The following is a 22,983-nucleotide window of genomic DNA, read 5'->3' on the forward strand; positions in this document are numbered from 1 at the left end:
GTAAACGGTGAGTAAGTTGCATAGGTGTGGGCCCACGATCACGGGGGGCCACTGGGGGCCGGCGAACACGCGGGCCTGAGGGATCGACAGCGAACTTCGAGGTGCGCACCTTGGCTTTCCAGATGCCGGACCGCGGCGGAGGCCCGACAGGGCCGCGGATGAGAGTGGGCCGCCCGTCCCGGCGTGTCCGGACCCTGCTCATGACGCTGGGCGTCCTTGCCGTCCTCGGCATGGCGTTCACCATGTTCGCGGGATTCTGGACGGACTGGCTCTGGTACCGGTCGGTGAACTACTCGTCCGTGTTCACCACCACCCTCTGGACCAAGATCGGCCTGTTCTCCGTCTTCGGTCTGCTGATGGCGCTCGCGGTCGGTTTCAACATCTGGCTCGCCCACCGGCTGCGGCCCCCGCTGAGCGCGATGTCGGTGGAGCAGCAGAGCCTCGACCGGTACCGCATGGGCATCGCCCCCTACAAGCGGTGGCTGCTGCTCGGCATCACCGCCCTGGTCGGGCTCATCGCCGGCGCCTCGGCGGCCGGCCAGTGGCGGACCTGGCTGATGTGGGTCAACGGCGTCTCCTTCGGACAGAAGGACCCGCAGTTCCACCTCGACGTGTCGTTCTTCGCCTTCGACCTGCCCTGGTACCGGTTCCTGCTCGGCTTCGGCTTCGCCGCCACGATCCTCTCCCTGATCGCCGCCGCGCTCACCCACTATCTGTACGGCGGGCTGCGCGTCACCAGCCCCGGCGCGCGCGCCACGGCCGCCGCCACCGGACATCTGTCGGTGCTGCTCGGGATCTTCGTCGCCCTGAAGGCGGTCGCCTACTGGCTCGACCGGTACGGCCTGGCCGTGAAGTCCAGCGACTTCAAGGCGACGGACAACTGGACCGGCCTGCGGTACGTCGACGCCAACGCCTACCTCCCGGCCAAGACGATCCTGTTCTGCATCGCGGTCATCTGCGCCCTGCTGTTCTTCGCCACCCTGTGGCGGCGCACCTGGCAGCTGCCGGTGATCGGCTTCGGTCTGATGGTGCTCTCGGCGATCCTGATCGGCGGGCTGTACCCGGCGATCGTCCAGAAGTTCCAGGTCCAGCCGAACGAGCAGGCCAAGGAAGCCCCGTACGTCGAGAAGAACCTCAAGGCGACGCGTGAGGCGTACGGCATCGACGGCGCGCAGGTCACCGAGTACTCGGGGACCAGCACCACCAAGGACAAGACGCAGCTGCGCGACGACGTGGACGCCACCGCGAGCATCCGGGTCCTGGACCCGAACATCGTCTCGCCGACGTTCCAGCAGCTGCAGCAGATGCGGAAGTACTACGCCTTCCCGACCAACCTGGACGTGGACCGCTACAACGAGAGCGGCACCGACCAGGACACCGTCATCGGTCTGCGTGAGCTGAACCTCGCGGGCGTGGACAAGCAGAACTGGATCAACAACCACTTCCGCTACACCCACGGGTACGGCGTCGTCGCCGCCAAGGGCACCACCGCCGACTCCGAGGGCCGCCCGCTGTTCACCGAGTCCAACCTGCCGTCCGAAGGCGACCTCGGCACGTACCAGCAGCGGATCTACTACGGCGAGAAGACGACGACGTACTCGATCGTCGGCGGTCCGCAGAAGGAGATCGACTACTCCGACGACAACGGCGAGAAGACCACCAGCTACCAGGGCAAGAGCGGGGTCAACCTCTCCAACCCGGTCAACCGGGCCGCGTACGCGGTGGCGTTCGGCGAGCCGCAGATCCTGTACTCCGGCGCGATCGGCGAGGGTTCGCGGATCCTGTACAACCGCACGCCCAAGGAGCGCGTCGAGGCGGTCGCCCCGTGGCTGACCATCGACGGTGACGCCTACCCGGCCGTCGTCGACGGGAAGATCCAGTGGATCGTCGACGCGTACACCACGACGAACGGCTACCCGTACGCCTCCCGTACGACCCTCGGCGACACCACCGCCGACTCGCTGACCGCGACCAACGACAACCGCGCGGTGGTGGCCCAGCAGAACCAGGTCAACTACATCCGCAACTCGGTGAAGGCGACCGTCGACGCGTACACCGGCGAGGTCAAGCTCTACCAGTGGGACACCGAGGACCCCGTCCTGAAGACCTGGATGAAGGCGTTCCCCGGCACGGTCGAGCCCAAGTCGGACATCTCGACCTCGCTGATGGCCCACCTGCGGTACCCGCAGGACCTGTTCAAGGTCCAGCGTGAACTGCTCACCCGCTACCACGTGAAGGACGCCACGACCTTCCTCAGCGGCAGCGAGGTCTGGCAGGTGCCGGACGACCCGTCCAACAAGTCGGGCGACGCGGTGCCGCCGTACTACCTGAGCATGAAGATGCCGGACCAGTCGGCGCAGGCGTTCTCGCTGACGACGACGTTCACGCCCAACGGGCGGGACAACCTCAGCGCGTTCATGGCGGTGGACTCCGAGGCGGGTACGCCCGGTTACGGCAAGATCAGAATCCTGAAACTGCCGACGAGCACCACCGTCGACGGACCGAAGCAGGTCCAGAGCCAGTTCAACTCCGAGCAGGACATCGCCGAGTCGATCAGACTCCTCAAGGGCGGCGACTCCGACATCGAGTACGGCAACCTGCTGACGGTGCCGCTCGACGGAGGACTGCTCTACGTCGAGCCGGTCTATGTGCGCGGTGGCGGACTCAAGTACCCGCTGCTGAAGAAGGTGTTGGTGACCTACGGCGGCAACACCGCCTTCGAGGACACCCTCGACGGGGCCCTCAACAAGGTCTTCGGAGCGGAGAGCACGACCCCGCCCGCGGACGACGGCGGTGACACCACCACCCCGCCGTCCTCCTCCAACCCGACGGTCCAGGAGGCGCTGAACGACGCGCAGAAGGCGTTCACCGCCGGCCAGGACGCCCTGAAGAAGGGGGACTGGGAGGCGTACGGCAAGGCGCAGAAGGACCTTGAGGCCGCCCTGAAGCGGGCCGAGGACGCCCAGGCCGAGGCGGACAAGAGCGGCAACAAGGCGAGCAGCAGCCCGAGTCCGAGCGCGACGGCGAGCAGCGGCAGCGCCGGCGGGGCCAAGGCGAGCAGCAGTCCCAGCCCGAGCGCCAGTCCCAGCGGCTGATCAAGCCCGCCCCGCGTCGTGATACGGTGGTGGAACACGACGCGGGGTGGAGCAGCTCGGTAGCTCGCTGGGCTCATAACCCAGAGGTCGCAGGTTCAAATCCTGTCCCCGCTACTGAAGACGAAGGCCCGGATCCGGTACACGGATCCGGGCCTTCGTCATGTGCGAACGCATGTGCCGTGGTACGACATCGTCGCGCCGCTGTGGGGAGTTGGGCCGACTGTGTTTGACTTGTCTCTCTGTGGGCATGTCGACAAAACGCTGAAGTGACCTCACGGGCTGCGGTATACACAGGTGTACCCGGGTTGCAGGTGGTGCGACGATGGACGTTATGGGGGACAAGGCAACTCTGTTCGAGACAGGGCGGTTTGTGCAGCCTTCCGGTGAGGAAGCGACCCCGGACGAGAGCCGGGACGAGACGGCGCACGCCGTCGAGACGGTAGAGACGGACGAGACGGTAGAGACAGAAGAAACAGCCGAGACGGGGGTGACGGTCGAGACGGGGGAGGCCGTCGAGGAGATGCGGCTGCGGCTCGCCGCCGCGTCCGGTGACGCCGAGGCGACCAGCGTCCTCGGCGCCATGCTGCTGCGCCGCGGCGACCTGGACGGCGCCGAGCCCCATCTGCGCGCCGCCACCGCGGCCGGGGACCGGGCCGCCGCCAACAACCTGGGCGTCCTGCTGCACCAGCGCGGGTACGCCGACGAGGCCGCCGGATGGTGGCGGGTCGCCGCCGTCGCCGGCTCCGCCGCCGCCGCGCACGCGCTCGGGCGCCACTGCCGTGAGTGCGGCGACGAGCCCGCCGCCGAGTACTGGCTGCGCCAGTCCGCCGAGCAGGGCCACGCCCTCGGCGCGTACGCCCTCGCCGACCTGCTGGAACACCGTGCCGACAGCGGGGCCGAGCGGTGGATGCGGGCCGCCGCCGAGCGCGGTCACCGGGAGGCGGCGTACCGGCTGGCGCGGGCCCTGGACCGCAGGGACCCGCGGTCCATCGAGAGCGACGCAGATGACGCGGCCGACGCCGCCGGCGTCCAGCCGGAGGCCGAGCAGTGGTACCGGCAGGCCGCCGCGCGCGGCCACCGGCGGGCCGCCCTGCACCTCGGGGCGATCCTGGAGCGCAAGGGCGAGCTGAAGGAGGCCGGGCGCTGGTACCTGACCGCCGCCAAGGACGGCGAGGCACGGGCCGCCTGCGCGCTCGGATTCCTGCTGCGCGACGCAGGCGACACCGAGAACGCCGCGATCTGGTGGCTGCGGGCCGCCCAGGACGGCGACGGCAACGCCGCCAACGCGCTGGGCGCCCTGCACGCAGAACGGGGGCAGACCCAGACCGCCGAGCGCTGGTACCGGGCCGCCATGGACGCGGGCGACGACAACGGCGCCTACAACCTCGCCCTGCTCTGCGCCGAGCAGGGCCGCACCGCGCAGGCCGAGCAGTGGTACCGGCGCGCGGCCTACGCCGGGCACCGGGAGGCCGCCAACGCGCTGGCCGTCCTGCTGCTCCGGGTCGGTGACACGGCCGGCTCCGAGCCCTGGTTCTCCAAGGCGGCGGAGGCGGGCAGCGTCGACGCCGCGTTCAACCTCGGGATCCTCTTCGCGGGGCGCGGCGAGGACACGGTCGCGCTGCGCTGGTACGAGCGGGCGGCCGCCGCCGGGCACACCGAGGCGGCGCTCCAGGTCGGCATCGCCCGGCTGCGCGAGGGCGACGAGCAGGAGGCCGAACGGCATCTGCGGTGCGCCGCGGGCGGGGGCAGCGCGGAGGCGGCGTACCGGCTGGCCGCCGTGCTGGACGCGCGCCGGCCGCCGCAGCCCGCGCACGAGCTCGGGGAGATCGCGCACGAGAAGACCGAGTGCGAGGAGTGGTACGAGCGGGCGGCCCAGCAGGGGCACCGGCGTGCCCAGGTCCGGGTCGGGATGCTCGCCGCGGCGCGGGGGGACGTGTGCGAGGCGGCGCGGTGGTACCGGGAGGCCGCCGAGGCCGGGTCGCGCAACGGGGCCTTCAACCTCGGGCTGCTGCTCGCACGCGAGGGGAGCGAGCCGGAGGCGGTCGTGTGGTGGACGCGGGCCGCCGACGACGGGCACGGGCGGGCGGCGCTGCGGCTCGCCCTCGTCTACGCGCGTCGGGGCGAGCTCGCGGAAGGACAGCGGTGGGCCGACCGGGCGGTGTCGCTCGGGCCGGGGGAGGTCGCGCAGCGGGCGGCGCGGCTGCGCGACGCGCTGCGGCAGGAGCTGTCGGCCTGACGGGGCCCTGTGAAGGGGCCCACGCGGAACTGATTTGCCTCCGCCCTCCCCCTTCACGTAACGTTGCATTCAACGACGCGGGGTGGAGCAGCTCGGTAGCTCGCTGGGCTCATAACCCAGAGGTCGCAGGTTCAAATCCTGTCCCCGCTACTGAAGGCCGAGGGCCGGAATCCAAGAGGGTTCCGGTCCTCAGTCGTGTCCGACGGCCTCCTGACCGGCGGATCTTTTGGGAAGGCCGTACGCAGCGCGAAGCCCCGGCGTCCGCTGTGGACGCCGGGGCTTCGGGAGAGCGCTTACGCCGCCGCGCAGCTCGGGCAGATGCCGCGGTACGTCACCTCGACGTCCGAGACCGCGAAGCCGAAGCGCTCCGAGTCGGGGAGGTCGGACAGCGGATTGCCGGTCGGGTGGACGTCACGGATGGCGCCGCAGCGCGCGCAGACCAGGTGCTGGTGCGGACGGTGGGCGTTGGGGTCGTACCGCTTGGCGCGCCGGTCGGTCGCGACCTCGAGCACCTCGCCGAGGGAGACCAGCTCACCGAGCGTGTTGTAGACGGTCGCCCGGGAGATCTCGGGCAGCTTGGCGACCGCCCTGGCGTGCACCTCGTCGGCCGTCAGGTGGACGTGTTCGCCGTCGAGGACCTCGGCCACGACGCGTCGCTGCGCGGTCATCCGCCATCCGCGTCCACGCAGCCGTTCCAGAAGGTCACTCATGCGCACCAGCCTAACAGCAGGAGGAACAGTTCCCGATCGGGTGTGACTTTGGAGCCAGCCCTGACTTAGACAGTGTCCATGATCGGATCGGGACTGTCCATCGCTCAGGCGGGGACGCGCTGGCGGGCCGGGGCCCAGCAGCGGATGATGTCGCGGACCGAGACGATCCCGGCCGGTTCGCCCCCGTCGAGGACTATCAGATGGCGGAAGCCGCCGTGGGCCATCGCCCGGGCCGCCTCCTCCAGGGTCCAGGTCGGGGCGGCGAAGACCACGTTGTTGGTGGTGTGGGCGTGGGTGCGTTCCGTGTCCGGGTCCTGGCCCAGGCCCACGGAGTTGAGGATGTCCCGTTCGGTGAGGATGCCCATCCCGTCGTCGGGGTCCAGTACAAGGGCGGCGCCGACGCGGCGGGCGGACATCAGGGCGGCGGCCTGGCGGAGGGTGTGGGCGGGGCCGATGGTGAGGACCACCGTGCTCATGGCGTCTCGGACGAGCATGGGATGGAGCCACCTCCTAGGAGAATCCGTGCCCTGCGGGTACCCGCAAGTGCACTGATTCACAAGTTCACAAGTGGGGGATCCTCAGAGTCTCAGGTAAAGCGGGGGTCAACAAGGGGGCGCGCGTCGTCAATTGAGGGCGCACATGCTCATCTGTGATTTTTCAGTACCGCTCGCCGAGATACCCCAGCAGCTCGTCGTGGAGCAGACCGTTGGACGCGGCCCCGTTGCCGCTGTGCGGGCCCGGACGGCCGTCGAGGCCGGTGAAGGTGCCGCCCGCCTCCGTCACGACGATCGCGTTGGCCGCCATGTCCCACAGGGACAGCTCCGGCTCGGCGCACAGGTCGATCGAGCCCTCGGCGACCATCATGTAGGGCCAGAAGTCGCCGTACGCGCGCGTGCGCCACACGTCGCGGGTCAGGTCCAGGAAGCCGTTCAGGTTCCCGCGCTCCTCCCAGCCGGTGAGCGAGGAGTACGCGAAGGAGGCGTCGGACAGCTTCGAGACCTTGGAGACGCGCAGCCGGGTCGCGGAGGAGAGACTGCGGCCGCTGAAGGCGCCGTGTCCCTTCGCCGCCCACCAGCGGCGGCCCAGCGCCGGCGCGGAGACCACGCCGACCACCGGGTGGTAGCCGCCCTCGCCCGCCTCCATCAGCGAGATGAGGGTCGCCCACACCGGCACCCCGCGCACATAGTTCTTGGTGCCGTCGATCGGGTCGATCACCCAGCGGCGCGGGCCCGTGCCCTCCAGGCCGTACTCCTCGCCGAGGATCGCGTCCCGGGGACGGGCCCGCTGGAGCTGGCCGCGGATCAGTTCCTCGGCGGCCTTGTCGGCCTCGCTCACCGGCGTCATGTCCGGTTTGGTCTCCACCTTGAGGTCGAGGGCCTTGAAACGGTCCATGGTGGCGGCGTCGGCGGCGTCCGCGAGGACGTGCGCGAGACGGAGATCGTCGAGGTAGTCCGGCATGGGACGAACGGTATCCGGCCGGATCGGGCGAGGCCACAGGGGACCGCGCCCCGGATGTGCGGGGACCGGCCGGGGAGCCGTCGCCCGGCCCCCACCGCGCCCGCGAACCCTTGACAGTGCCCCCGTGCGCGTCAACCCTGGGCAGCATCCGCTCGCCCCGGGAGGCGATGATGCCTGCAGCGCGGGAATCCCTGCTGGACGCCGCCTACGCGGCACTCGACCTGCGGCCCTGGTCCGCGGTGCGGATGGTGGACGTCGCGGCGACCGCCGCGGTGTCCCGGCAGACCCTGTACAACGAGTTCGGCAGCAAGGAAGGGCTGGCCAGAGCCCTGGTGCGGCGGGAGGCCGACGCCTACCTCGCCGGGATCGACCGGGCGCTGTCCGTGCCGGGCGACGCCCGCGAACGGCTGGTCTCCGCCGCCGCGTGGACGTTCACGGCGGCCCGGGGCAACCCGCTCCTGCGGGCCCTGCTCACCGGCTGCTGGAGCGAGCGGCTGCCCTCGCCGACGCTCTCGGCGGTGCCGTCCTCCTCCGCCGTCCCCGCGCAGCGGCGGGCGGACGGGCCGCTGCCCTCGCCCGGCGACCTCGTCGGCGCCGTACGGGACCGGGCCGTCGCCGTGCTCGGCGGCCCCGGCGCGGCCCGCGCGGACGCCGCCGACCTGGCCCGCGCCTGCGAACTCGCCGTACGCCTCGCCCTGTCCTGCGTGGCGGCCCCGCCGGCCGGGGAGAACGGGGTGGCCGAGCTGGTCCGGACGGCGCTCCAGCGGGCGTAGGCAGGCCGGTCGCCGGTCACGTCAGGGGCAGCTCAGTGCGCCGAGCCCGAGAGCTGGAGCCCGATCACCCCGGCGATCACCAGGCTGATCGAGACGATCTTCAGAGTGGACACCAGGTCGCCGAGGAAGACCATGCCGTAGATCGCGGTGCCCGCCGCGCCGATGCCCGTCCACACCGCGTACGCCGGGCCGACGTCGAGCTTCTTCAGGGAGAGCGTCAGCAGACCGAAGCTGCCGAGGGCGAAGGCGCAGAAGGCGATGGTGGGCCAGAGCCGGGTGAAGCCGTGGGACAGCTTCAGACAGACGGCGAAACCGGTCTCGAGCAGTCCCGCGACGATGACCAGCAGCCACGCCATGTGCTGTCCTCCCGTTTGTCCGCTCGTGCCCGCGCGGTCCGGCTCGGTGCGATTATGCACTTACCGGACTCACGTCCTGACAAACAACGCGGAGGTCAGTCGCCCTCAGTCGCCCTCCTTGCGCTCCCGGGTGGCCAGCAGCCGGCGCAGCGAGTACAGCCGCGCGGGGTCCGCGTGTCCCTCGGCCACCCACGCGTCCAGCGCGCAGTCCGGCTCGTCGTGGCTGCACGCGCGCGGGCAGCCCTCGGTGCCCGGTTCCAGATCGGGGAAGGCGTGGATCACCCGGGACGGATCGACGTGGTGCAGGCCGAAGGACCGGACGCCCGGGGTGTCGATCACCCAGTCCCCGGTGCCCGCCAGGGGCAGCGCCAGCGCCGAGGTCGTGGTGTGGCGGCCACGGCCGGTCACCGCGTTGACATGCCCGGTCACCCGGCGGCGCTCCTCGGGGACCAGCGCGTTGACGAGGGTGGTCTTGCCGACGCCCGAGTGCCCGACGAACGCCGTGACCCGCCCCACCAGCAGCTCGCGCACCCGGTCCGCGGCGCCGCCGTTCTCCAGCTCCTCACGGCTGGTGACCACGTACGGGATGTCCAGGTCGCCGTACAGCTCCAGCAGCTTGTCCGGCGGGGCCAGGTCCGACTTCGTCATCACCAGCAGCGGGGTGAGGCCGCCGTCGTAGGCCGCGACCAGACAGCGGTCGATCAGCCGGGGGCGGGGTTCGGGGTCGGCGAGGGCGGTGACGACGGCGAGCTGGTCGGCGTTGGCGACCACCACCCGCTCGAACGGGTCGTCGTCGTCCGCGGTACGGCGCAGCACCGAGGCGCGCTCCTCGATGCGGACGATCCGGGCGAGGGTGTCCTTGTTGCCGGACAGATCGCCGACCAGGGCGACCCGGTCACCCACGACCGCCGCCTTGCGGCCCAGCTCACGGGCCTTCATCGCGACGACGATCCGGTCCTCGACCAGACAGGTCAGCCGGCCCCGGTCGACGGTGAGGACCATGCCCTCGGCGGCGTCCTCGTGCTTGGGACGGATGTGTGTACGAGGCCGGTTGCCCTTGCGGTTCGGGCGCGAGCGGATGTCGTCCTCGTCGGTGTGCTTGCCGTAGCGGCGCATGCCTGTTCCCCGCCGTCCCTATACCCCGAGCATCCCGGATACCCCGAGCATCCCGGTCCACAGCCCGGGGAAGTCCGGCAGGGTCTTCGCCGTCGTCGCCACGTTCTCGATCTGCACCCCCGCCACGGCCAGGCCGATGATCGCACCGGCGGTCGCCATGCGGTGGTCGTCGTACGTACGGAAGGTCCCGCCGTGCAGCGGGCGCGGGCGGATGTGCAGCCCGTCGGCCGTCTCGGCGACATCCCCGCCCAGCTCGTTGATCTCCTTGGTGAGCGCGGCCAGCCGGTCCGTCTCGTGCAGCCGCAGATGGGCCACGCCCCGCAGGGTGGACGGGGAGTCCGCGAGCGCGGCCACCGCCGCGATGCCCGGGGTCAGCTCGCCGACGTCCCCCAGGTCCACGTCCACCCCGTGGATCGCGCCCGAGCCGGTGAAGACCAGACCGTACTCCGTCAGCTCGCAGGAGCCGCCCATCTCGGTGAAGATCTCCCGCAGCCGGTCACCCGGCTGGGTGGTCCGCGCCGGCCAGTCCGGGATCAGCACCCGGCCGCCCGTCACCAGCGCCGCCGCCAGGAACGGCTGCGCGTTCGACAGGTCCGGCTCGATCGTCAGGTCCCGGCCCAGCAGCGCCCCCGGCGTGACCCGCCAGACGTTCGGCTCGCCGCCCGACTCCGGGGTGTCCACCTGGGCGCCGACCGCGCGCAGCATGTCCACCGTCATCCGGATGTGGGGGAGAGAGGGGAGCGTCGCACCGATGTGGCGGACCTCCACCCCCTGGTTGAAGCGGGGGGCCGACAGCAGCAGCGCCGACACGAACTGCGAGGACGAGGACGCGTCGATCTCCACCGGCCCGCCGTCCAGCGCGCCCGAGCCGTGCACCGTCAGCGGCAGCGCGCCCCGGCCGTCGTCGTCGATCCGGGCGCCGAGGACGCGCAGCGCGTCGATGACGCCGTGCAGGGGGCGCTCGTACGCGCGCGGGTCGCCGTCGAAGCGGACGGGGCCGTCGGCGAGGGCGGCGACCGGGGGCAGGAAGCGCATGACGGTGCCCGCGTTGCCGACGTCCACCGTGGCCGGGCCGCGCAGGCCCGCGGGGAGCACGCGCCAGGCCTCGCCCGTGCCGTCCGGTCCCACGCCCTCCTCGATCTCGATGCCCATCGCGCGCAGGGCCTCGGCCATCAGCAGCGTGTCGCGGGAGCGGAGGGGGCGGCGCAGCCAGCCGGGCTCCGAGGCGAGCGAGGCGAGGACGAGGGCGCGGTTGGTGACGGACTTGGACCCCGGCACGTGGACCGTCGCGTCGACGGCTTCGCTCGCGGTGGGGGCGGGCCAGAGGGCCGGGGTTTTGGGCATGCGTTCACTTTAGTGCCGGTAGGTTGTCGCGTGCGGCGCCGTGGGGGCTGGTCGCGCCCCGCGGCGGAGCCGCATATCGATTCAGCCCCGCGCCCCTGTGATGCGCGCCCCTGCGGGGCTTGCATCACATCTCCAGCAACCAGCGGCCCCCGCCCATCAACGCGCACAGGCTCACCACATGGAACAGGAACAGCCACAGGCCCGCCGGAACGTGCGTCAGGCGCGACAGTTGGTCCGCGTCCGAGTCGCCCGCGCCGCCGCGCCGGCGCTTGACCTGGAGCTCGAAGGCCGGGCGTACGCCGCCCAGGAGCAGGAACCACACCACCGCGTAGGCGAACGCCGCCTGCACCTGGGGGCCCGCCAGCCAGGAGACCAGGAGGAAGGTGCCGCCGGTCAGGACGACCGTGAGGGCGCCGTAGGCGTTGCGGATCATCACCAGCATCGCGACCAGGAGGGCCGTCGCCAGCCAGAGGAGGAGCGTGATGCGGCCGGCGCCGAGGAGGGCCGCGCCGCCGAGGCCGAGGAGCGGGGGAGCGGTGTAGCCGGCGGCGGCGGTGAGGATCATGCCGAGGCCGTGGGGCTTGCCGCGGCTCACCGTGAGGCCGCTGGTGTCGGAGTGCAGCCGGATCCCGGTGAGCTGGCGGCCCGTCAGCAGCGCGACCAGGCCGTGGCCGCCCTCGTGGGCGATCGTGATCGCGTTGCGGGATATCCGCCACAGACTGTGCGGGACGACGACCGCGAGGGCCGCGACGGCCGTCGCGATCACCACCCACAGGTCGGGGTCGGGCTGGGTGCCGACGAGACGGTCCCACAGGTCGGGCAGCGCTAGGGCGGCGGTGCTCTCCATGTTCGGCTGTGGCTCCCTCTCGTCGTGTCGAGTCTGGCAGTGTGGCACGTATGTGCGGACGGTATGCAGCGAGTCGCAGGCCCGAGGATCTCGCAGGAGTCTTTGAAATCGAGAAGTGGGAGCCCGAGGAAACCCTCGAGCCCGACTACAACGTGGCGCCGACCAAGGAGGTCTACGCCGTCCTCGACCGTCCCGTGAAAGACGCCGACGACCGACGCCCGGTTCGGCAGCTGCGCAAGCTGAAATGGGGGCTCGTGCCCTCCTGGGCCAAGTCGCCCGAGGGCGGCGCCCGGATGATCAACGCGCGCGCCGAGACGGTGCACGAGAAGCCGTCGTACCGCCGCGCCTTCACCTCGCGCCGCTGCATCCTGCCCGCCGACGGCTACTACGAGTGGGTCACCGCCAAGGAGGAGCGCGACCTGGAGGTCGAGGGGAAGAAGAAGCGGCCGCGCAAGCAGCCCTACTTCGTGCTCCCGGCCGACGGCTCGGTGTTCGCGATGGCCGGGCTGTACGAGTTCTGGCGGGACCGGACCCTGCCCGACGACCATCCGCGGGCCTGGTGGGTGACCTGCTCGGTGATCACCACCGAGGCCGAGACCACCCCGCTCGCCGTGGCCCCCGCCGACGGCCCCCACGCGCTCGCCGAGATCCACCCCCGGATGCCCCTGATGCTCACCCCGGACCGCTGGGACTCCTGGCTGGACCCGGCCCGCACCGACCCCGAGGACCTGCGGTCCCTGCTGGAGCCTCCGCCGCCCGGACTGATGCGGGCCTACCCGGTGTCCACGGCCGTCAGCAACGTCCGCAACAACAGCCCGGAGCTGCTGAAGGAGCTGGAGGGCCCCGAGGAGGGCACACTCTTCTGACGTGACCCCAGTGAGCCCAGTGAGCCCAGTGAGCAACGTGAGCAATGTGAGCACCGAACTCGTCCTCACCGACGCCGGCGACGCCCGCATCACCTGGCACCCGGCGAAGCGGCCCCGGCTCGTCCTCGCCGTCAGCCACGGCGCGGGCGGCGGCATCGACGCGCGCGACCTCAGCGCCCTCGCCGCCGTGCTCCCCGGGCACGGCGTCACCGTCGCCCTCGTCGAGCAGCCCTGGCGGGTGGCCGGCAGGAAGGTGGCGCCCGCGCCGAAGACCCTCGACACCGGCTGGCGCGGGATCTGGCCCGCCGTCGCGAAGCCCGGTCTGCCGGTGGTCTCCGGCGGCCGGAGCGCCGGTGCGCGGGTGGCCTGCCGCACGGCGGTCGAGCTCGGCGCCCACGCGGTCCTCGCGCTCAGCTTCCCGCTGCACCCGCCGGGCAAGCCGGAGAAGTCCCGCGCCGCGGAACTGCTGGGGTCCGGGGTCCCCACCCTCGTCGTCCAGGGCGGCAACGACACGTTCGGGCGGCCCGAGGAGTTCCCCGAGGGGGCGTACGAGATCGTCGAGGTGCCGTACGCCGACCACGGCCTCGCCGTGCCGAGGAGGGCGGAGATCAGCCAGGAAGAGGCCGTGGCGATCGTCACGGACGCGGTCGTGGAGTGGACCGGGTCACTGGGGTAAAGCTTCGGGAATGTTGTGCGCGGGCTCGCTGTTGAGGCGGACAGAAGTGCTGAACACGCAGCACCGATGTCGTGGGAGAGGAAGTCCGCCGCATGGGTTCGACCATCTGCCCGAGCCGTTTTGGCCGCACCGACCTGGACTGGACGGTGCTGCACGCGGCCACCACCACTCCTTTTGGAGCGGCGGCAGGCACGGGTAGTCGTCTATCCTCCGATTCGAGTGGGACCGTATTCGGTCCCGTCCGGAATCTTGAGGAGGTGGGTCCGGTCACCGGTACCGACGCAGGGACCGACAACGGCCAGGCGGAGCTGCCCGAGGGCCAGGGCGCGAGCGACGAGTCGTCCGCGGAGCGCAGCGCGCGCTTCGAGCGGGACGCGCTCGACTACCTCGACCAGATGTACTCGGCGGCGCTGCGCATGACGCGCAACCCGGCGGACGCCGAGGACCTGGTGCAGGAGACGTACGCCAAGGCGTACGCGTCCTTCCACCAGTTCCGCGAGGGCACCAACCTCAAGGCCTGGCTGTACCGGATCCTCACCAACACCTTCATCAACTCGTACCGCAAGAAGCAGCGCGAGCCCCAGCGCAGCGCGGCCGAGGAGATCGAGGACTGGCAGCTCGCCCGCGCCGAGTCGCACATGTCGACCGGTCTGCGTTCCGCCGAGTCACAGGCGCTCGACCACCTGCCCGACTCGGACGTGAAAGAGGCACTTCAGGCCATTCCCGAGGAGTTCCGCATCGCCGTGTACCTCGCGGACGTCGAGGGCTTTGCGTACAAGGAGATCGCGGACATCATGGGGACACCCATCGGTACGGTGATGTCCCGGCTGCACCGGGGCCGCCGTCAACTGCGCGGCATGCTCGAGGACTACGCCCGTGAGCGCGGGCTGGTCCCGGCCGGTGCCGGGGACTCGAACGAAGCGAAAGGCTCGGGCTCATGAGCTGCGGAGAGCCGCACGAGACGGACTGCAGTGAGGTACTCGATCATCTCTACGAGTTCCTCGACAGCGAGATGCCGGACGTCGATCGCGACAAGTTCAAGCAGCACTTCACCGAGTGCTCCCCGTGCCTGGAGAAGTACGGACTCGAAGAGGCCGTGAAGAAGCTGGTCAAGCGGTGCTGCGGGCATGACGACGTGCCGACCGATCTGCGCGCCAAGGTCCTGGGACGGCTCGATCTGATCCGTTCCGGGCAGGCCGTGCCCGAGCACGATGTGACGGCCGCGCCGGTCGCCCCGGTTTCTCCGCAGGAGTCCTGAGAGTCCTGCGGAGTCCCGACGGGGCCTGTCTTCACCCGAATGTGCTAATCCGCGGGTGATACGCCCGCAGAGCCACCCCACGCCACCCTAGGCTCCGAAGCCCGGACCGCTGACGGAGCCCGGACGGGCATGGCTGGGGAGGCGTCATGGAGGGAGTGCCGGCGCGGGCGCGCGGTTACATCGCCGGTGCCGCCCTCGCCGCCCTGCTCTGCCTGTCCCCGCTCGTCACCGCCCGGGACACGCCCTGGTGGGCCGTGGGACTGCTCGCCGCGCTGTACGCGGCGGGTGAGCAGATCGCCCGGCGCCGGTTCGCCGGCACCTTCTCCCCCGTCCTGCTCGCCGGGGCCTTCCTCCTGCCGGCGCCCGCCGCCGCGCTCGTACCGCTCCCCGGGGCCCTGTGCTCGTACGTCGACAAGGGCCCCTTTCTGCTGCGCCGCGTCTGGCGGGCGGCCCAGTCGGCCCTCGCCGTGTGGGCCGCGGCCCGGGTCCACGGGGCACTGGGCGGGCCGGCGACCGTGGCCGGCTCCGAGGTGCCGTACGCGCTGCTGCCCGCGGGCGCGGCCGTCCTCGTCCACTGCGCGGTGCTCGCCGTCCTCGACGGCGGGATGCTCACGCTCGCCGAGGGCCTCCCGGCGCTCAAGGTCTTCCGGGGTCTGTTCCTGCGCTCGCTCGCGCCCCTCGCCGTGCACGGACTCGCCGGCCTGATGATGGCCGTGCTCTGGCACAGCCCCTACGGGCCGGTGGCCGCCCTGCTGGTGCTGTTCCCGATGGCCGTGTCCTGGTGGGTGTTCGCCCAGTACCACCGGGAGCGCGCCGCGCACCGGGCGACGATCCGCGCGCTCGTCCAGGCCGTCGACATCAAGGACGGCTACACCCGCGGCCACAGCGAACGCGTCGGACAGGCCTCCGTGATGATCGCGCGCGAGCTGGGCATGGACGAGAGCCGGGTGGAGGTCATCCGGTTCGCCGGGATCCTGCACGACGTGGGCAAGCTCGGCGTGCCGACCCGGCTGCTGCGCAAGGACGGACCGCTGACCCCCGAGGAACGGCGCGTGATCGAACTGCATCCGGAGTACGGTCATGAGATCACCCGGGGGATCTCCTTCCTCGGCGAGGCCCGCTCGGCGATCCTCCACCACCACGAGCGGATGGACGGCAGCGGCTACCCCTACGGGCTGGCGGGCCGTCAGATCCCGGAACCCGCACGGGTGGTGGCCGTCGCCGACGCCTTCGACGCGATGACCTCCACCCGCAGCTACAGCCGGGCCCGGCCGGTGGAGGTCGCCCTGGCGGAGCTGGAGCGGTGCGCCGGGGCGCAGTTCGACCCCCGCATGGTGACCGCCCTGGTCCGGGTGATCGGCCGCGAGGGCTGGCACCCGAGGGTCACCGCGGACGAGCCCCACCGCACGGTCCCCGCCCCGGCCACGGCCCCGGAGCGTCCGGGGGTGACCCGGTGATCCCGCGCAGCCCGCTGTACATCGCGGCCGCCCTGCTCACCGTCGGCTCCCTCCTCGTCACCTTCCGCACCGGGGTCGAGGAGGGGGCCGTGGCGCTGGCCTTCGGTGCGCTGGTCGCCGTGGGGGAGGTGATGAGCGGGCCCGGACTGCGGGAGACCGCGCCGCTCGGCGCCGCCGGGGGACTGTCGTACGCCCTGCTCGGGGAGCACGCCGGCCACCCCGGCCACCACGGGGTCGCCCAGGTCGTGTCGGTGGTCGCCGCCGCCTCCCTGCTGGGCAGCGTGCCCCATCTCGCCCGTGGGCAGGGCCCCGTCCTCGACCATCTGGTCCGCCGGGTCCTGGCCGTCGGCTTCGCTGCCGTCTGTTTCCAACCGCTCTACAACAACGGGGCCTTCGACCGCTGGCGGGGCCCTCTCTACGCCCTCGTCCTGCTCGCCCTGCTCGTCCTGACGGTGCTCTGCGACGCCGTGATCGCCGCCGCGCTCGCGCACTCCCGCACCGGCTGGCCGTTCCCCCCGCTGCTCCGCGACGAACTGCGGGCGGTGCCCGGGATCGGCTCGGCGGTGTGCGCGACCGGCGCGGTGATGGCGCTCGCGGTCGCCGTCGTCGGCCTGTGGGCGCTGCCCGTGTTCTCGGTGCCGCTGCTGCTGACCCAGCTGTCCCTGCGCCGGTACGCCGCGGTCCGCGCCACCAACCGGCAGACCATCGTCTCCCTCGCCCGCGCCACCGAGATCGCCGGCTACACCCCGGCCGGGCACGCCCGCCGGGTCGCCGCCCTCAGCCAGGCGGTGGGCCGGGACCTCGGGCTGCCGGAGGCGGAGCTGACCGTCCTGGAGTACGCGGCCCTGATGCACGACATCGGCCAGCTCAGCCTGGTCGACCCCGTCCCGGCGGGCGCCACCTCCGGCCTCCCGGCGGCCGAGCAGCGCCGGATCGCCCTGCTCGGCGGGGCCGTCGTCCGCCAGACCGGGGCGAGCGCCCAGGTCGCGGCGGTCGTCGAGCGGCAGGCCGACCCCTATCCCGAGCAGCCGCCGGCCGCCCGCATCGTCCGGGTGGTGAACGCCTACGAGGAGAAGGTGCAGGGAACCGGCCCCGGCGGCCCCCTCACCGCCCTGGAGGAGCTGCGTCTCGGCACCGGCGGGGAGTACGCCCCGGAGGTCGTCGAGGCGCTGGCCAGGGTGCTCTGCCGCGGCTGTCTGACCCTGCCCGAGGGTGGGTAACCCATGGGTAATGAGCGCCCTCCCAGCCGCACGTGGTTGGATGCGAGGGAGAGAGTGTCCGGGGGCACTGGCCAGCCCACTGAACGGAACTGGCAGGCGGGAATCGTGAGGATCTTCGGCAAGGGACGGCACCGGCCCTCCGCCTCCTGGCGGCAGGCCACGGACCGCGCGTTCACGCTCATCGGCGACGGACGCTACGAGGACGCGGGCGCACTGCTGACACGTGCCGCCGACCTGGAGCCCTGGCTGTCGGAGTCCTGGTTCAACCTCGCCCTGCTGCACAAGTTCCGGCACGACTGGGAGCAGGCCCGCACCGCCGGGCTCCGCGCGGTCGCGCTGCTCGACCGGGAGACCGGCGCCCCGGACTGGTGGAACGTCGGAATCGCCGCCACCGCGCTCCAGGACTGGCCGCTGGCCCGCCGCGCCTGGCAGGCCTACGGGCTGCATGTGCCCGGCAGCGGCATCGGCTCCGGCGAGCCCGTCGGGATGGAGCTGGGCAGCGCCGCCGTACGGCTGTCCCCGGAGGGGGAGGCCGAGGTGGTGTGGGGGCGGCGGCTGGACCCCGCCCGGATGGAGGTGCTCTCGATCCCGCTGCCGTCCTCCGGGCGGCGCTGGGGTGAGGTCGTCCTGCACGACGGCGTGCCGCACGGCGAGCGGACCACGGCCGCCGGGCACTCCTACCCCGTCTTCGACGAGATCGAGCTGTGGGCGCCGTCCCCCGTGCCGACCTGGGTGGTCCTGCTGGAGGCGGCGACGGAGGCGGACCGGGACGCGCTGGAGCAGCTGGCCGCGGACGCCGGGTACGCCGCGGAGGACTGGTCGTCGTCGGTGCGGTTGCTGTGCCGGATGTGCTCGGAGTCACGGATGCCGTCGGACGAGGGCGACGGGGAGCATCTCGATCCGCACGACCACAGTGAGCCGGGGCATCCGGGGCCGCTGGGGCATCGTACGGACGGGCAGTTGTGGGTGCCGGAGCGGGAGTGCGGGGTGGCTGCGCCGGCTTCTCTGGTGCGGGGGTTGTTGGACGGGTGGGTTTCCGACAGCCCTGATTCCCGGGACTGGCGGGACTTGGAAGAGGTTTGCTGAGACCGTCTGCCGTCCGCGGGCCCGTCGTGGCTGCCCGTACCCTGTATCCGCAACCTCACCCCCAGTTTTTCAGGAAGGCATCGTCGGTCATGGCGCAGCAGGACACCGATCAGCAGCACGCGGGCGTGCTCCCCGTGGACGACGAGGGCTTCGTCATCGACGTCGAGGAGGCGGAGGAGCGGGAGCAGGCGTACCGGGAGCGCGGTACCTCGCGGCCCATCACCGTCGTCGGGAACCCGGTGCTGCACAAGGAGTGCAAGGACGTCACCGTGTTCGACGACGAGCTGCGCAAGCTGGTCGACGACATGTTCGCCTCGCAGCGCACCGCCGAGGGCGTGGGCCTGGCCGCGAACCAGATCGGTGTCGACCTGAAGGTCTTCGTCTACGACTGCCCCGACGACGAGGGCGCCCGGCACGTCGGGGTCGTCTGCAACCCCAAGCTGGTCGAACTGCCCGCCGACCGGCGCCGGCTGGACGACAGCAACGAGGGCTGTCTGTCCGTGCCCACCGCGTATGCGCCGCTCGCCCGGCCCGACTACGCTGAGGTGACCGGGCAGGACGAGCAGGGCAACCCGATCAAGGTGCGCGGCACCGGGTACTTCGCTCGTTGTTTGCAGCACGAGACCGATCACCTGTACGGCTACCTCTACATCGACCGGCTGTCCAAGCGCGAACGCAAGGACGCCCTGCGGCAGATGGCCGAGAACGAACCCCGCTACCCCGTGGTCGCCAACGACTGAACCACGCCACCTCGCGGACGACGCCTGGCCGGGAACCCTCCCGGCCAGGCGTCGTTCGTATGTCCGACACACGTTCGATCGCTTATGCACATCCGCTGATCCATTACCGGTCACGGCGAGGGGGAATCTCAGTGTGTAGAGGTAGTGAATGAAGCAAATCCGTTCCCATAGCGGTCAGTTGTAGTGCTGAATGGGAAGTGCGGGGATACGCAACGGCGCGCGCCCGGCACGGCGGGAGGGGCGTGTTGCCCACTGGCGGCTGAGAGGGGTTGTTCGTGCCAGCTTTCCCATACAGCACCACATACCGCACCATGGTGACGGTGGCCGCACCAACGGTTCCGCCCTCGCTCTCTCTTCCGGTCATCGAGGCTTCCTTTCCCCGGCATCTGCATCCGTATTGGCCCCGGTTGCAGGAGAAGACGCGCTCCTGGCTGCTGGAAAAAGGCCTCATGCCGGCGGACAAGGTCGCAGAATATGCCGACGGACTGTGCTACACGGATCTGATGGCGGGCTACTACCTCGGCGCCTCCGAGGAGGTTCTCCAGGCCATAGCCGACTACAGCGCATGGTTCTTCGTCTGGGACGACCGGCACGACCGCGACGTCGTCCACGGACGCACCGCGGAGTGGCGCCGGCTCAGGTTCCGGTTGCACGCGGCCCTGGACGCCCCGGCGGCCCACCTGCGCCATCCCGACCCGCTGGTGGCCGGCCTCGCGGACAGCGCGGGCCGGCTGTTCGCGTTTCTCCCCGGCACCTGGAACGCGCGGTTCAGACGCCACTTCCACTCCGTGATCGACGCGTACGACCGGGAATTCCGCAATCGCCTCCAGGGGCGGGTCCCCCCGGTCGGCGAATATCTCGCGCTGCGCCGGCTCACCTTCGCGCACTGGATCTGGACCGACCTCCTGGAACTGAGCGCGGGATACGAACTCCCGGACACGGTGCGCAAACACCCGTCCTATCGGAAGGCGGCCCTGCTGAGCCAGGAATTCGCCGCCTGGTACAACGACCTCTGCTCGCTCCCGAAGGAAATAGCGGGTGACGAGGTGCACAATCTCGGAATCAGTCTCATCGCCCATGAGGGACTGACTCTGGAAGAGGCGGTGGATGAAGTGCGGCGGCGCGTCGAGGAATGCATCTCCGGATTCATCGACGTGGAGAAGGACGTCTTACGGCTGGCTGACCGGCTGGCCGACGGGACGGTCCGCGGAAAAGAACTCGGCGCCGCTGTACGGTCCTGCCTCGCGAACATGCGGAACTGGTTCAGTTCCGTCTACTGGTTCCACCACGAGTCCGGCCGGTACACGGTCGACAGCTGGGACGACCGGTCCACGCCCCCGTACGTCAACAACGAAGCGGCAGGTGAGAAATGACCGTCGAATCGGTGAAACCCGGGTCCGCCGGGACCAGGGCACCGCAGGAACCGCCCCTGGCCGGCGGCAGGGTCCCGCTCCTCGGCCACGGCTGGAGGCTGGCCCGCGGCCCACTGGCCTTCCTCGAACAGCTGCGCGACCACGGTGATGTGGTCCGGCTCCGGCTCGGCCCCAAGACGGTGTACGCCGTCACCGCGCCCGAACTCACCGGGGAACTCGCCCTCAGCCCCGACTACATCATCTCCGGACCCCTGTGGGAGTCCCTGGAGAGCCTGCTCGGCAAGGAGGGTGTGGCCACCGCCAACGGCCCGCTCCACCGCCGCCAGCGACGCACCATCCAGCCCGCGTTCCGGCTCGACGCCATCCCCGCGTACGGGCCGATCATGGAGGAGGAGGCCTACGCGCTCGTCGAACGCTGGAGCCGCGGCGAGGTCCTCGACGCCACCGCCGAGGGCTTCCGGGTGTCCGTGCGCATCTCCGCCCGCTGTCTGATGCGCGGCACCTACATGGACGCCCGCTCCGAGCGCATCACCTCCGCGCTCGCCACCCTGTTCGCCGGTATGTACCAACGCATGGTGCTCCCCCTCGGACCTCTTTATCGGGTACCGATTCCGGCCAACCGCGAATTCAACCGGGCACTGGCCGATCTCCACCGGCTGGTCGACGAGATCATCGCCGAGCGCCGGGCATCCGGTCAAAAGCCGGACGATTTGCTGACGGCTTTGCTGGAGGCGACGGACGAGAATGGCGATCCCATCGGGGAACAGGAGATCCACGACCAGGTCGTCGCGATACTGACCCCGGGCAGCGAAACCGCCGGTTCCGTGGTCATGTCGCTGCTCCACGTCCTCACGGAGCATCCGGATCAAGTGGACAAGATCCGCGCAGAGGTGAAAAACGTTGTCGGTGACCGGCGGGTCGCATTCGACGACGTCCGAAAGCTCCGGCACACGGCCAATGTGGTGGTCGAGACCATGCGGCTGTATCCCGCCGTATGGATACTGACCCGGCGCGCGGTGACCGACACCGAGCTCGGCGGATACCGCATTCCGGCCGGTGCGGACATCGTCTACAGCCCGTACGCGGTCCAGCGTGATCCGCGTTCGTTCGAGCGGAACGAGGAGTTCGATCCCGACCGCTGGCTGCCCGGTCACTCCGCCCCGGTGCCGAAGTACGCCATGTCGCCGTTCGGCGTCGGCAACCGCAAGTGCCCGAGCGACCACTTCTCCATGGCCGAGCTCACCCTGATCGCCGCGGTGGTGGCGACCGCGTTCCGCTTCGAGCCCGCGCCCGGCTCCGACAACCGCACGCACATAGGAATCACGCTCCGGCCGCGCCGACTGCGGGTGCGGGCGCTGCCGGGGTGAGAGCGTGCGGGGCCCGCCCGGGGCCGTGGACGGTCAGGCGACCGCCTGCGGCCCCCGGAAGGTCCGCCGGTAGGCGTTCGGGGTCGTCCCCAGCGACCGTACGAACTGATGGCGCAGGGCGCCCGCCGTGCCGAAGCCGGTGCGCCAGGCGATCGCGTCCATCGTCTCGTCCGTGGCCTCCAGCAGCTGCTGTGCGAGCAGCACCCGCTGGCGCAGCAGCCAACGGTAGGGGGTGGTGCCCGTCTCCTGCTGGAAACGCCGGGCGAAGGTGCGCGGTGCCATGTGCGCGCGGACCGCGAGCTGCTCGACCGTGACCTCCTGGTCGAGGTGCGCCTCCATCCAGGCCAGCACCTCCCCGACCGTGTCGCAGGAGGAGCGGGGCAGCGGCCGCTGGATGTACTGTGCCTGGCCGCCGTCCCGGTGCGGCGGTACGACCATCCGCCGGGCGATCCCGTTCGCGACCTCGGGCCCCTGCTCCTTGCGGACGAGGTGCAGACAGGCGTCGATCCCGGCGGCGGTGCCGGCGGAGGTGATCACCGGGTCCTCGTCGACGTAGAGGACGTCCGCCTCGACGACCGTCCTCGGGAAGCGGCGGCCCAGGAGCTCCGCGTGCCGCCAGTGCGCGGCACAGCGCCGGCCGTCGAGCAGCCCGGCGGCGCCGAGCACGAAGACGCCGGAGCACACGCTCAGCACCCGTGCCCCGCGCGCCACGGCCCGGCGCAGGGCGTCGAGCAGCTCCGGCGGATAGTCGCGGTCGACGGCCGCGTCCGCGGCCGGTACGGCGATCAGATCGGCCTCCTCCAGCCGGTCGAGACCGTACGGCGTGGAGACGGTGAGCCCGCCGACGTGCGTGCCCAGCGACGGGCCCTCCGCGGAGACCACGGCGAAGTCGTACACCGGCAGCCCCTCGTCGCTGCGGTCGAGGCCGAACACCTCGCAGACGACACCCAGCTCGAAGGGATGCAATCCGTCGAGCAGCACCGCGGCCACGTTCTTCAGCATGCT

21 protein-coding genes and 2 tRNA genes are annotated in these 22,983 nt (G+C 71.3%); 15 read left to right on the top strand and 8 right to left on the bottom strand.

Annotation, left to right across the window (positions count from 1 at the left end):
• Positions 1-122 precede the first annotated feature (122 nt).
• The 4 genes from ACYQ8Q_RS30385 to ACYQ8Q_RS30400 all read left to right on the top strand — a co-directional run bounded on the left by ACYQ8Q_RS30385 (position 123) and on the right by ACYQ8Q_RS30400 (position 5,481).
• Entirely contained in the window at positions 123-3,095 is a 2,973-nt protein-coding gene (locus tag ACYQ8Q_RS30385) for a UPF0182 family membrane protein (RefSeq protein WP_460073556.1), read from the top strand.
• 40 nt (positions 3,096-3,135) lie between these two features.
• A tRNA-Met gene (locus ACYQ8Q_RS30390) sits at positions 3,136-3,209 on the top strand.
• Between the two features lie 208 nt (positions 3,210-3,417).
• Complete coding sequence (locus ACYQ8Q_RS30395) at positions 3,418-5,331, top strand: sel1 repeat family protein (RefSeq protein WP_460069290.1); 1,914 nt, start codon at positions 3,418-3,420, stop codon at positions 5,329-5,331.
• Between the two features lie 76 nt (positions 5,332-5,407).
• Positions 5,408-5,481 (top strand) — tRNA-Met (locus tag ACYQ8Q_RS30400).
• A 143-nt stretch (positions 5,482-5,624) separates the two neighbouring features.
• On the opposite strand, the gene ACYQ8Q_RS30405 is transcribed toward ACYQ8Q_RS30400, so the two are convergent.
• The 3 genes from ACYQ8Q_RS30405 to hisN all read right to left on the bottom strand — a co-directional run bounded on the left by ACYQ8Q_RS30405 (position 5,625) and on the right by hisN (position 7,499).
• Positions 5,625-6,041: a Fur family transcriptional regulator gene (locus ACYQ8Q_RS30405; protein ID WP_055631563.1), complete on the bottom strand. Its 417-nt coding sequence runs from the start codon at positions 6,039-6,041 to the stop codon at positions 5,625-5,627.
• 104 nt (positions 6,042-6,145) lie between these two features.
• Positions 6,146-6,535, bottom strand: a complete 390-nt coding sequence (locus ACYQ8Q_RS30410) for a CBS domain-containing protein (RefSeq protein ID WP_460069292.1) — start codon at positions 6,533-6,535, stop codon at positions 6,146-6,148.
• A gap of 163 nt (positions 6,536-6,698) precedes the next feature.
• Complete coding sequence (gene hisN, locus ACYQ8Q_RS30415) at positions 6,699-7,499, bottom strand: histidinol-phosphatase (protein WP_460069295.1); 801 nt, start codon at positions 7,497-7,499, stop codon at positions 6,699-6,701.
• A gap of 170 nt (positions 7,500-7,669) precedes the next feature.
• Here hisN and ACYQ8Q_RS30420 point away from each other — a divergent pair, with 170 nt between their 5' ends.
• The gene (locus tag ACYQ8Q_RS30420) at positions 7,670-8,272 is read left to right on the top strand and encodes a TetR/AcrR family transcriptional regulator (RefSeq protein ID WP_460069297.1); all 603 of its coding nucleotides are present in this window, start codon (positions 7,670-7,672) and stop codon (positions 8,270-8,272) included.
• 32 nt (positions 8,273-8,304) lie between these two features.
• Here the strand turns inward: ACYQ8Q_RS30420 and ACYQ8Q_RS30425 are convergent, their stop codons facing one another.
• The 4 genes from ACYQ8Q_RS30425 to ACYQ8Q_RS30440 form a co-directional block, all read right to left on the bottom strand.
• Complete coding sequence (locus ACYQ8Q_RS30425; protein ID WP_055631559.1) at positions 8,305-8,628, bottom strand: DMT family transporter; 324 nt, start codon at positions 8,626-8,628, stop codon at positions 8,305-8,307.
• A gap of 105 nt (positions 8,629-8,733) precedes the next feature.
• The gene (rsgA, locus tag ACYQ8Q_RS30430) at positions 8,734-9,744 is read right to left on the bottom strand and encodes a ribosome small subunit-dependent GTPase A (RefSeq protein WP_460069302.1); all 1,011 of its coding nucleotides are present in this window, start codon (positions 9,742-9,744) and stop codon (positions 8,734-8,736) included.
• A gap of 18 nt (positions 9,745-9,762) precedes the next feature.
• Positions 9,763-11,088, bottom strand: coding sequence for a 3-phosphoshikimate 1-carboxyvinyltransferase (gene aroA / locus ACYQ8Q_RS30435; protein ID WP_460069305.1), 1,326 nt, complete (start codon positions 11,086-11,088; stop codon positions 9,763-9,765).
• Positions 11,089-11,212: 124 nt separating this feature from the next.
• Positions 11,213-11,935 carry a M50 family metallopeptidase gene (locus tag ACYQ8Q_RS30440; protein WP_055631556.1) on the bottom strand — a complete coding sequence of 241 codons (723 nt, stop codon included), beginning with the start codon at positions 11,933-11,935 and terminating at the stop codon, positions 11,213-11,215.
• A gap of 50 nt (positions 11,936-11,985) precedes the next feature.
• Here ACYQ8Q_RS30440 and ACYQ8Q_RS30445 point away from each other — a divergent pair, with 50 nt between their 5' ends.
• The 10 genes from ACYQ8Q_RS30445 to ACYQ8Q_RS30490 all read left to right on the top strand — a co-directional run bounded on the left by ACYQ8Q_RS30445 (position 11,986) and on the right by ACYQ8Q_RS30490 (position 21,978).
• Positions 11,986-12,801, top strand: coding sequence for an SOS response-associated peptidase (locus ACYQ8Q_RS30445; protein WP_460069308.1), 816 nt, complete (start codon positions 11,986-11,988; stop codon positions 12,799-12,801).
• A 37-nt stretch (positions 12,802-12,838) separates the two neighbouring features.
• A complete protein-coding gene (locus ACYQ8Q_RS30450) occupies positions 12,839-13,477 on the top strand; it encodes an alpha/beta hydrolase family protein (protein ID WP_460069311.1) in 639 nt (212 codons plus the stop codon).
• A 92-nt stretch (positions 13,478-13,569) separates the two neighbouring features.
• Entirely contained in the window at positions 13,570-14,418 is an 849-nt protein-coding gene (locus tag ACYQ8Q_RS30455) for a sigma-70 family RNA polymerase sigma factor (RefSeq protein ID WP_460069314.1), read from the top strand.
• The gene (rsrA, locus tag ACYQ8Q_RS30460; protein ID WP_460069316.1) at positions 14,415-14,735 is read left to right on the top strand and encodes a mycothiol system anti-sigma-R factor; all 321 of its coding nucleotides are present in this window, start codon (positions 14,415-14,417) and stop codon (positions 14,733-14,735) included. The genes ACYQ8Q_RS30455 and rsrA overlap by 4 nt, the downstream gene beginning before the upstream one ends.
• A gap of 146 nt (positions 14,736-14,881) precedes the next feature.
• Positions 14,882-16,192, top strand: coding sequence for an HD-GYP domain-containing protein (locus ACYQ8Q_RS30465; protein WP_460069319.1), 1,311 nt, complete (start codon positions 14,882-14,884; stop codon positions 16,190-16,192).
• The gene (locus ACYQ8Q_RS30470) at positions 16,189-17,412 is read left to right on the top strand and encodes an HD-GYP domain-containing protein (RefSeq protein WP_460069321.1); all 1,224 of its coding nucleotides are present in this window, start codon (positions 16,189-16,191) and stop codon (positions 17,410-17,412) included. Before ACYQ8Q_RS30465 ends, ACYQ8Q_RS30470 begins: the two co-directional genes overlap by 4 nt.
• A 105-nt stretch (positions 17,413-17,517) precedes the next feature.
• Positions 17,518-18,498, top strand: a complete 981-nt coding sequence (locus ACYQ8Q_RS30475; protein WP_460069324.1) for a tetratricopeptide repeat protein — start codon at positions 17,518-17,520, stop codon at positions 18,496-18,498.
• Between the two features lie 89 nt (positions 18,499-18,587).
• Positions 18,588-19,238: a peptide deformylase gene (gene def, locus ACYQ8Q_RS30480; protein ID WP_460069326.1), complete on the top strand. Its 651-nt coding sequence runs from the start codon at positions 18,588-18,590 to the stop codon at positions 19,236-19,238.
• A gap of 311 nt (positions 19,239-19,549) precedes the next feature.
• Positions 19,550-20,611: an epi-isozizaene synthase gene (gene cyc1, locus ACYQ8Q_RS30485; protein ID WP_460073558.1), complete on the top strand. Its 1,062-nt coding sequence runs from the start codon at positions 19,550-19,552 to the stop codon at positions 20,609-20,611.
• Positions 20,608-21,978, top strand: a complete 1,371-nt coding sequence (locus ACYQ8Q_RS30490; RefSeq protein ID WP_460069329.1) for a bifunctional albaflavenone monooxygenase/terpene synthase — start codon at positions 20,608-20,610, stop codon at positions 21,976-21,978. The genes cyc1 and ACYQ8Q_RS30490 overlap by 4 nt, the downstream gene beginning before the upstream one ends.
• A 33-nt stretch (positions 21,979-22,011) precedes the next feature.
• Here ACYQ8Q_RS30490 and ACYQ8Q_RS30495 read toward each other — a convergent pair whose 3' ends face one another.
• Positions 22,012-22,980 (bottom strand): helix-turn-helix domain-containing protein, encoded by a 969-nt coding sequence (locus ACYQ8Q_RS30495; RefSeq protein WP_460069331.1) that lies wholly within the window; start codon positions 22,978-22,980, stop codon positions 22,012-22,014.
• Between the last annotated feature and the right edge of the window lie 3 nt (positions 22,981-22,983).

The organism is Streptomyces sp. YKOK-I1 (assembly GCF_054660435.1).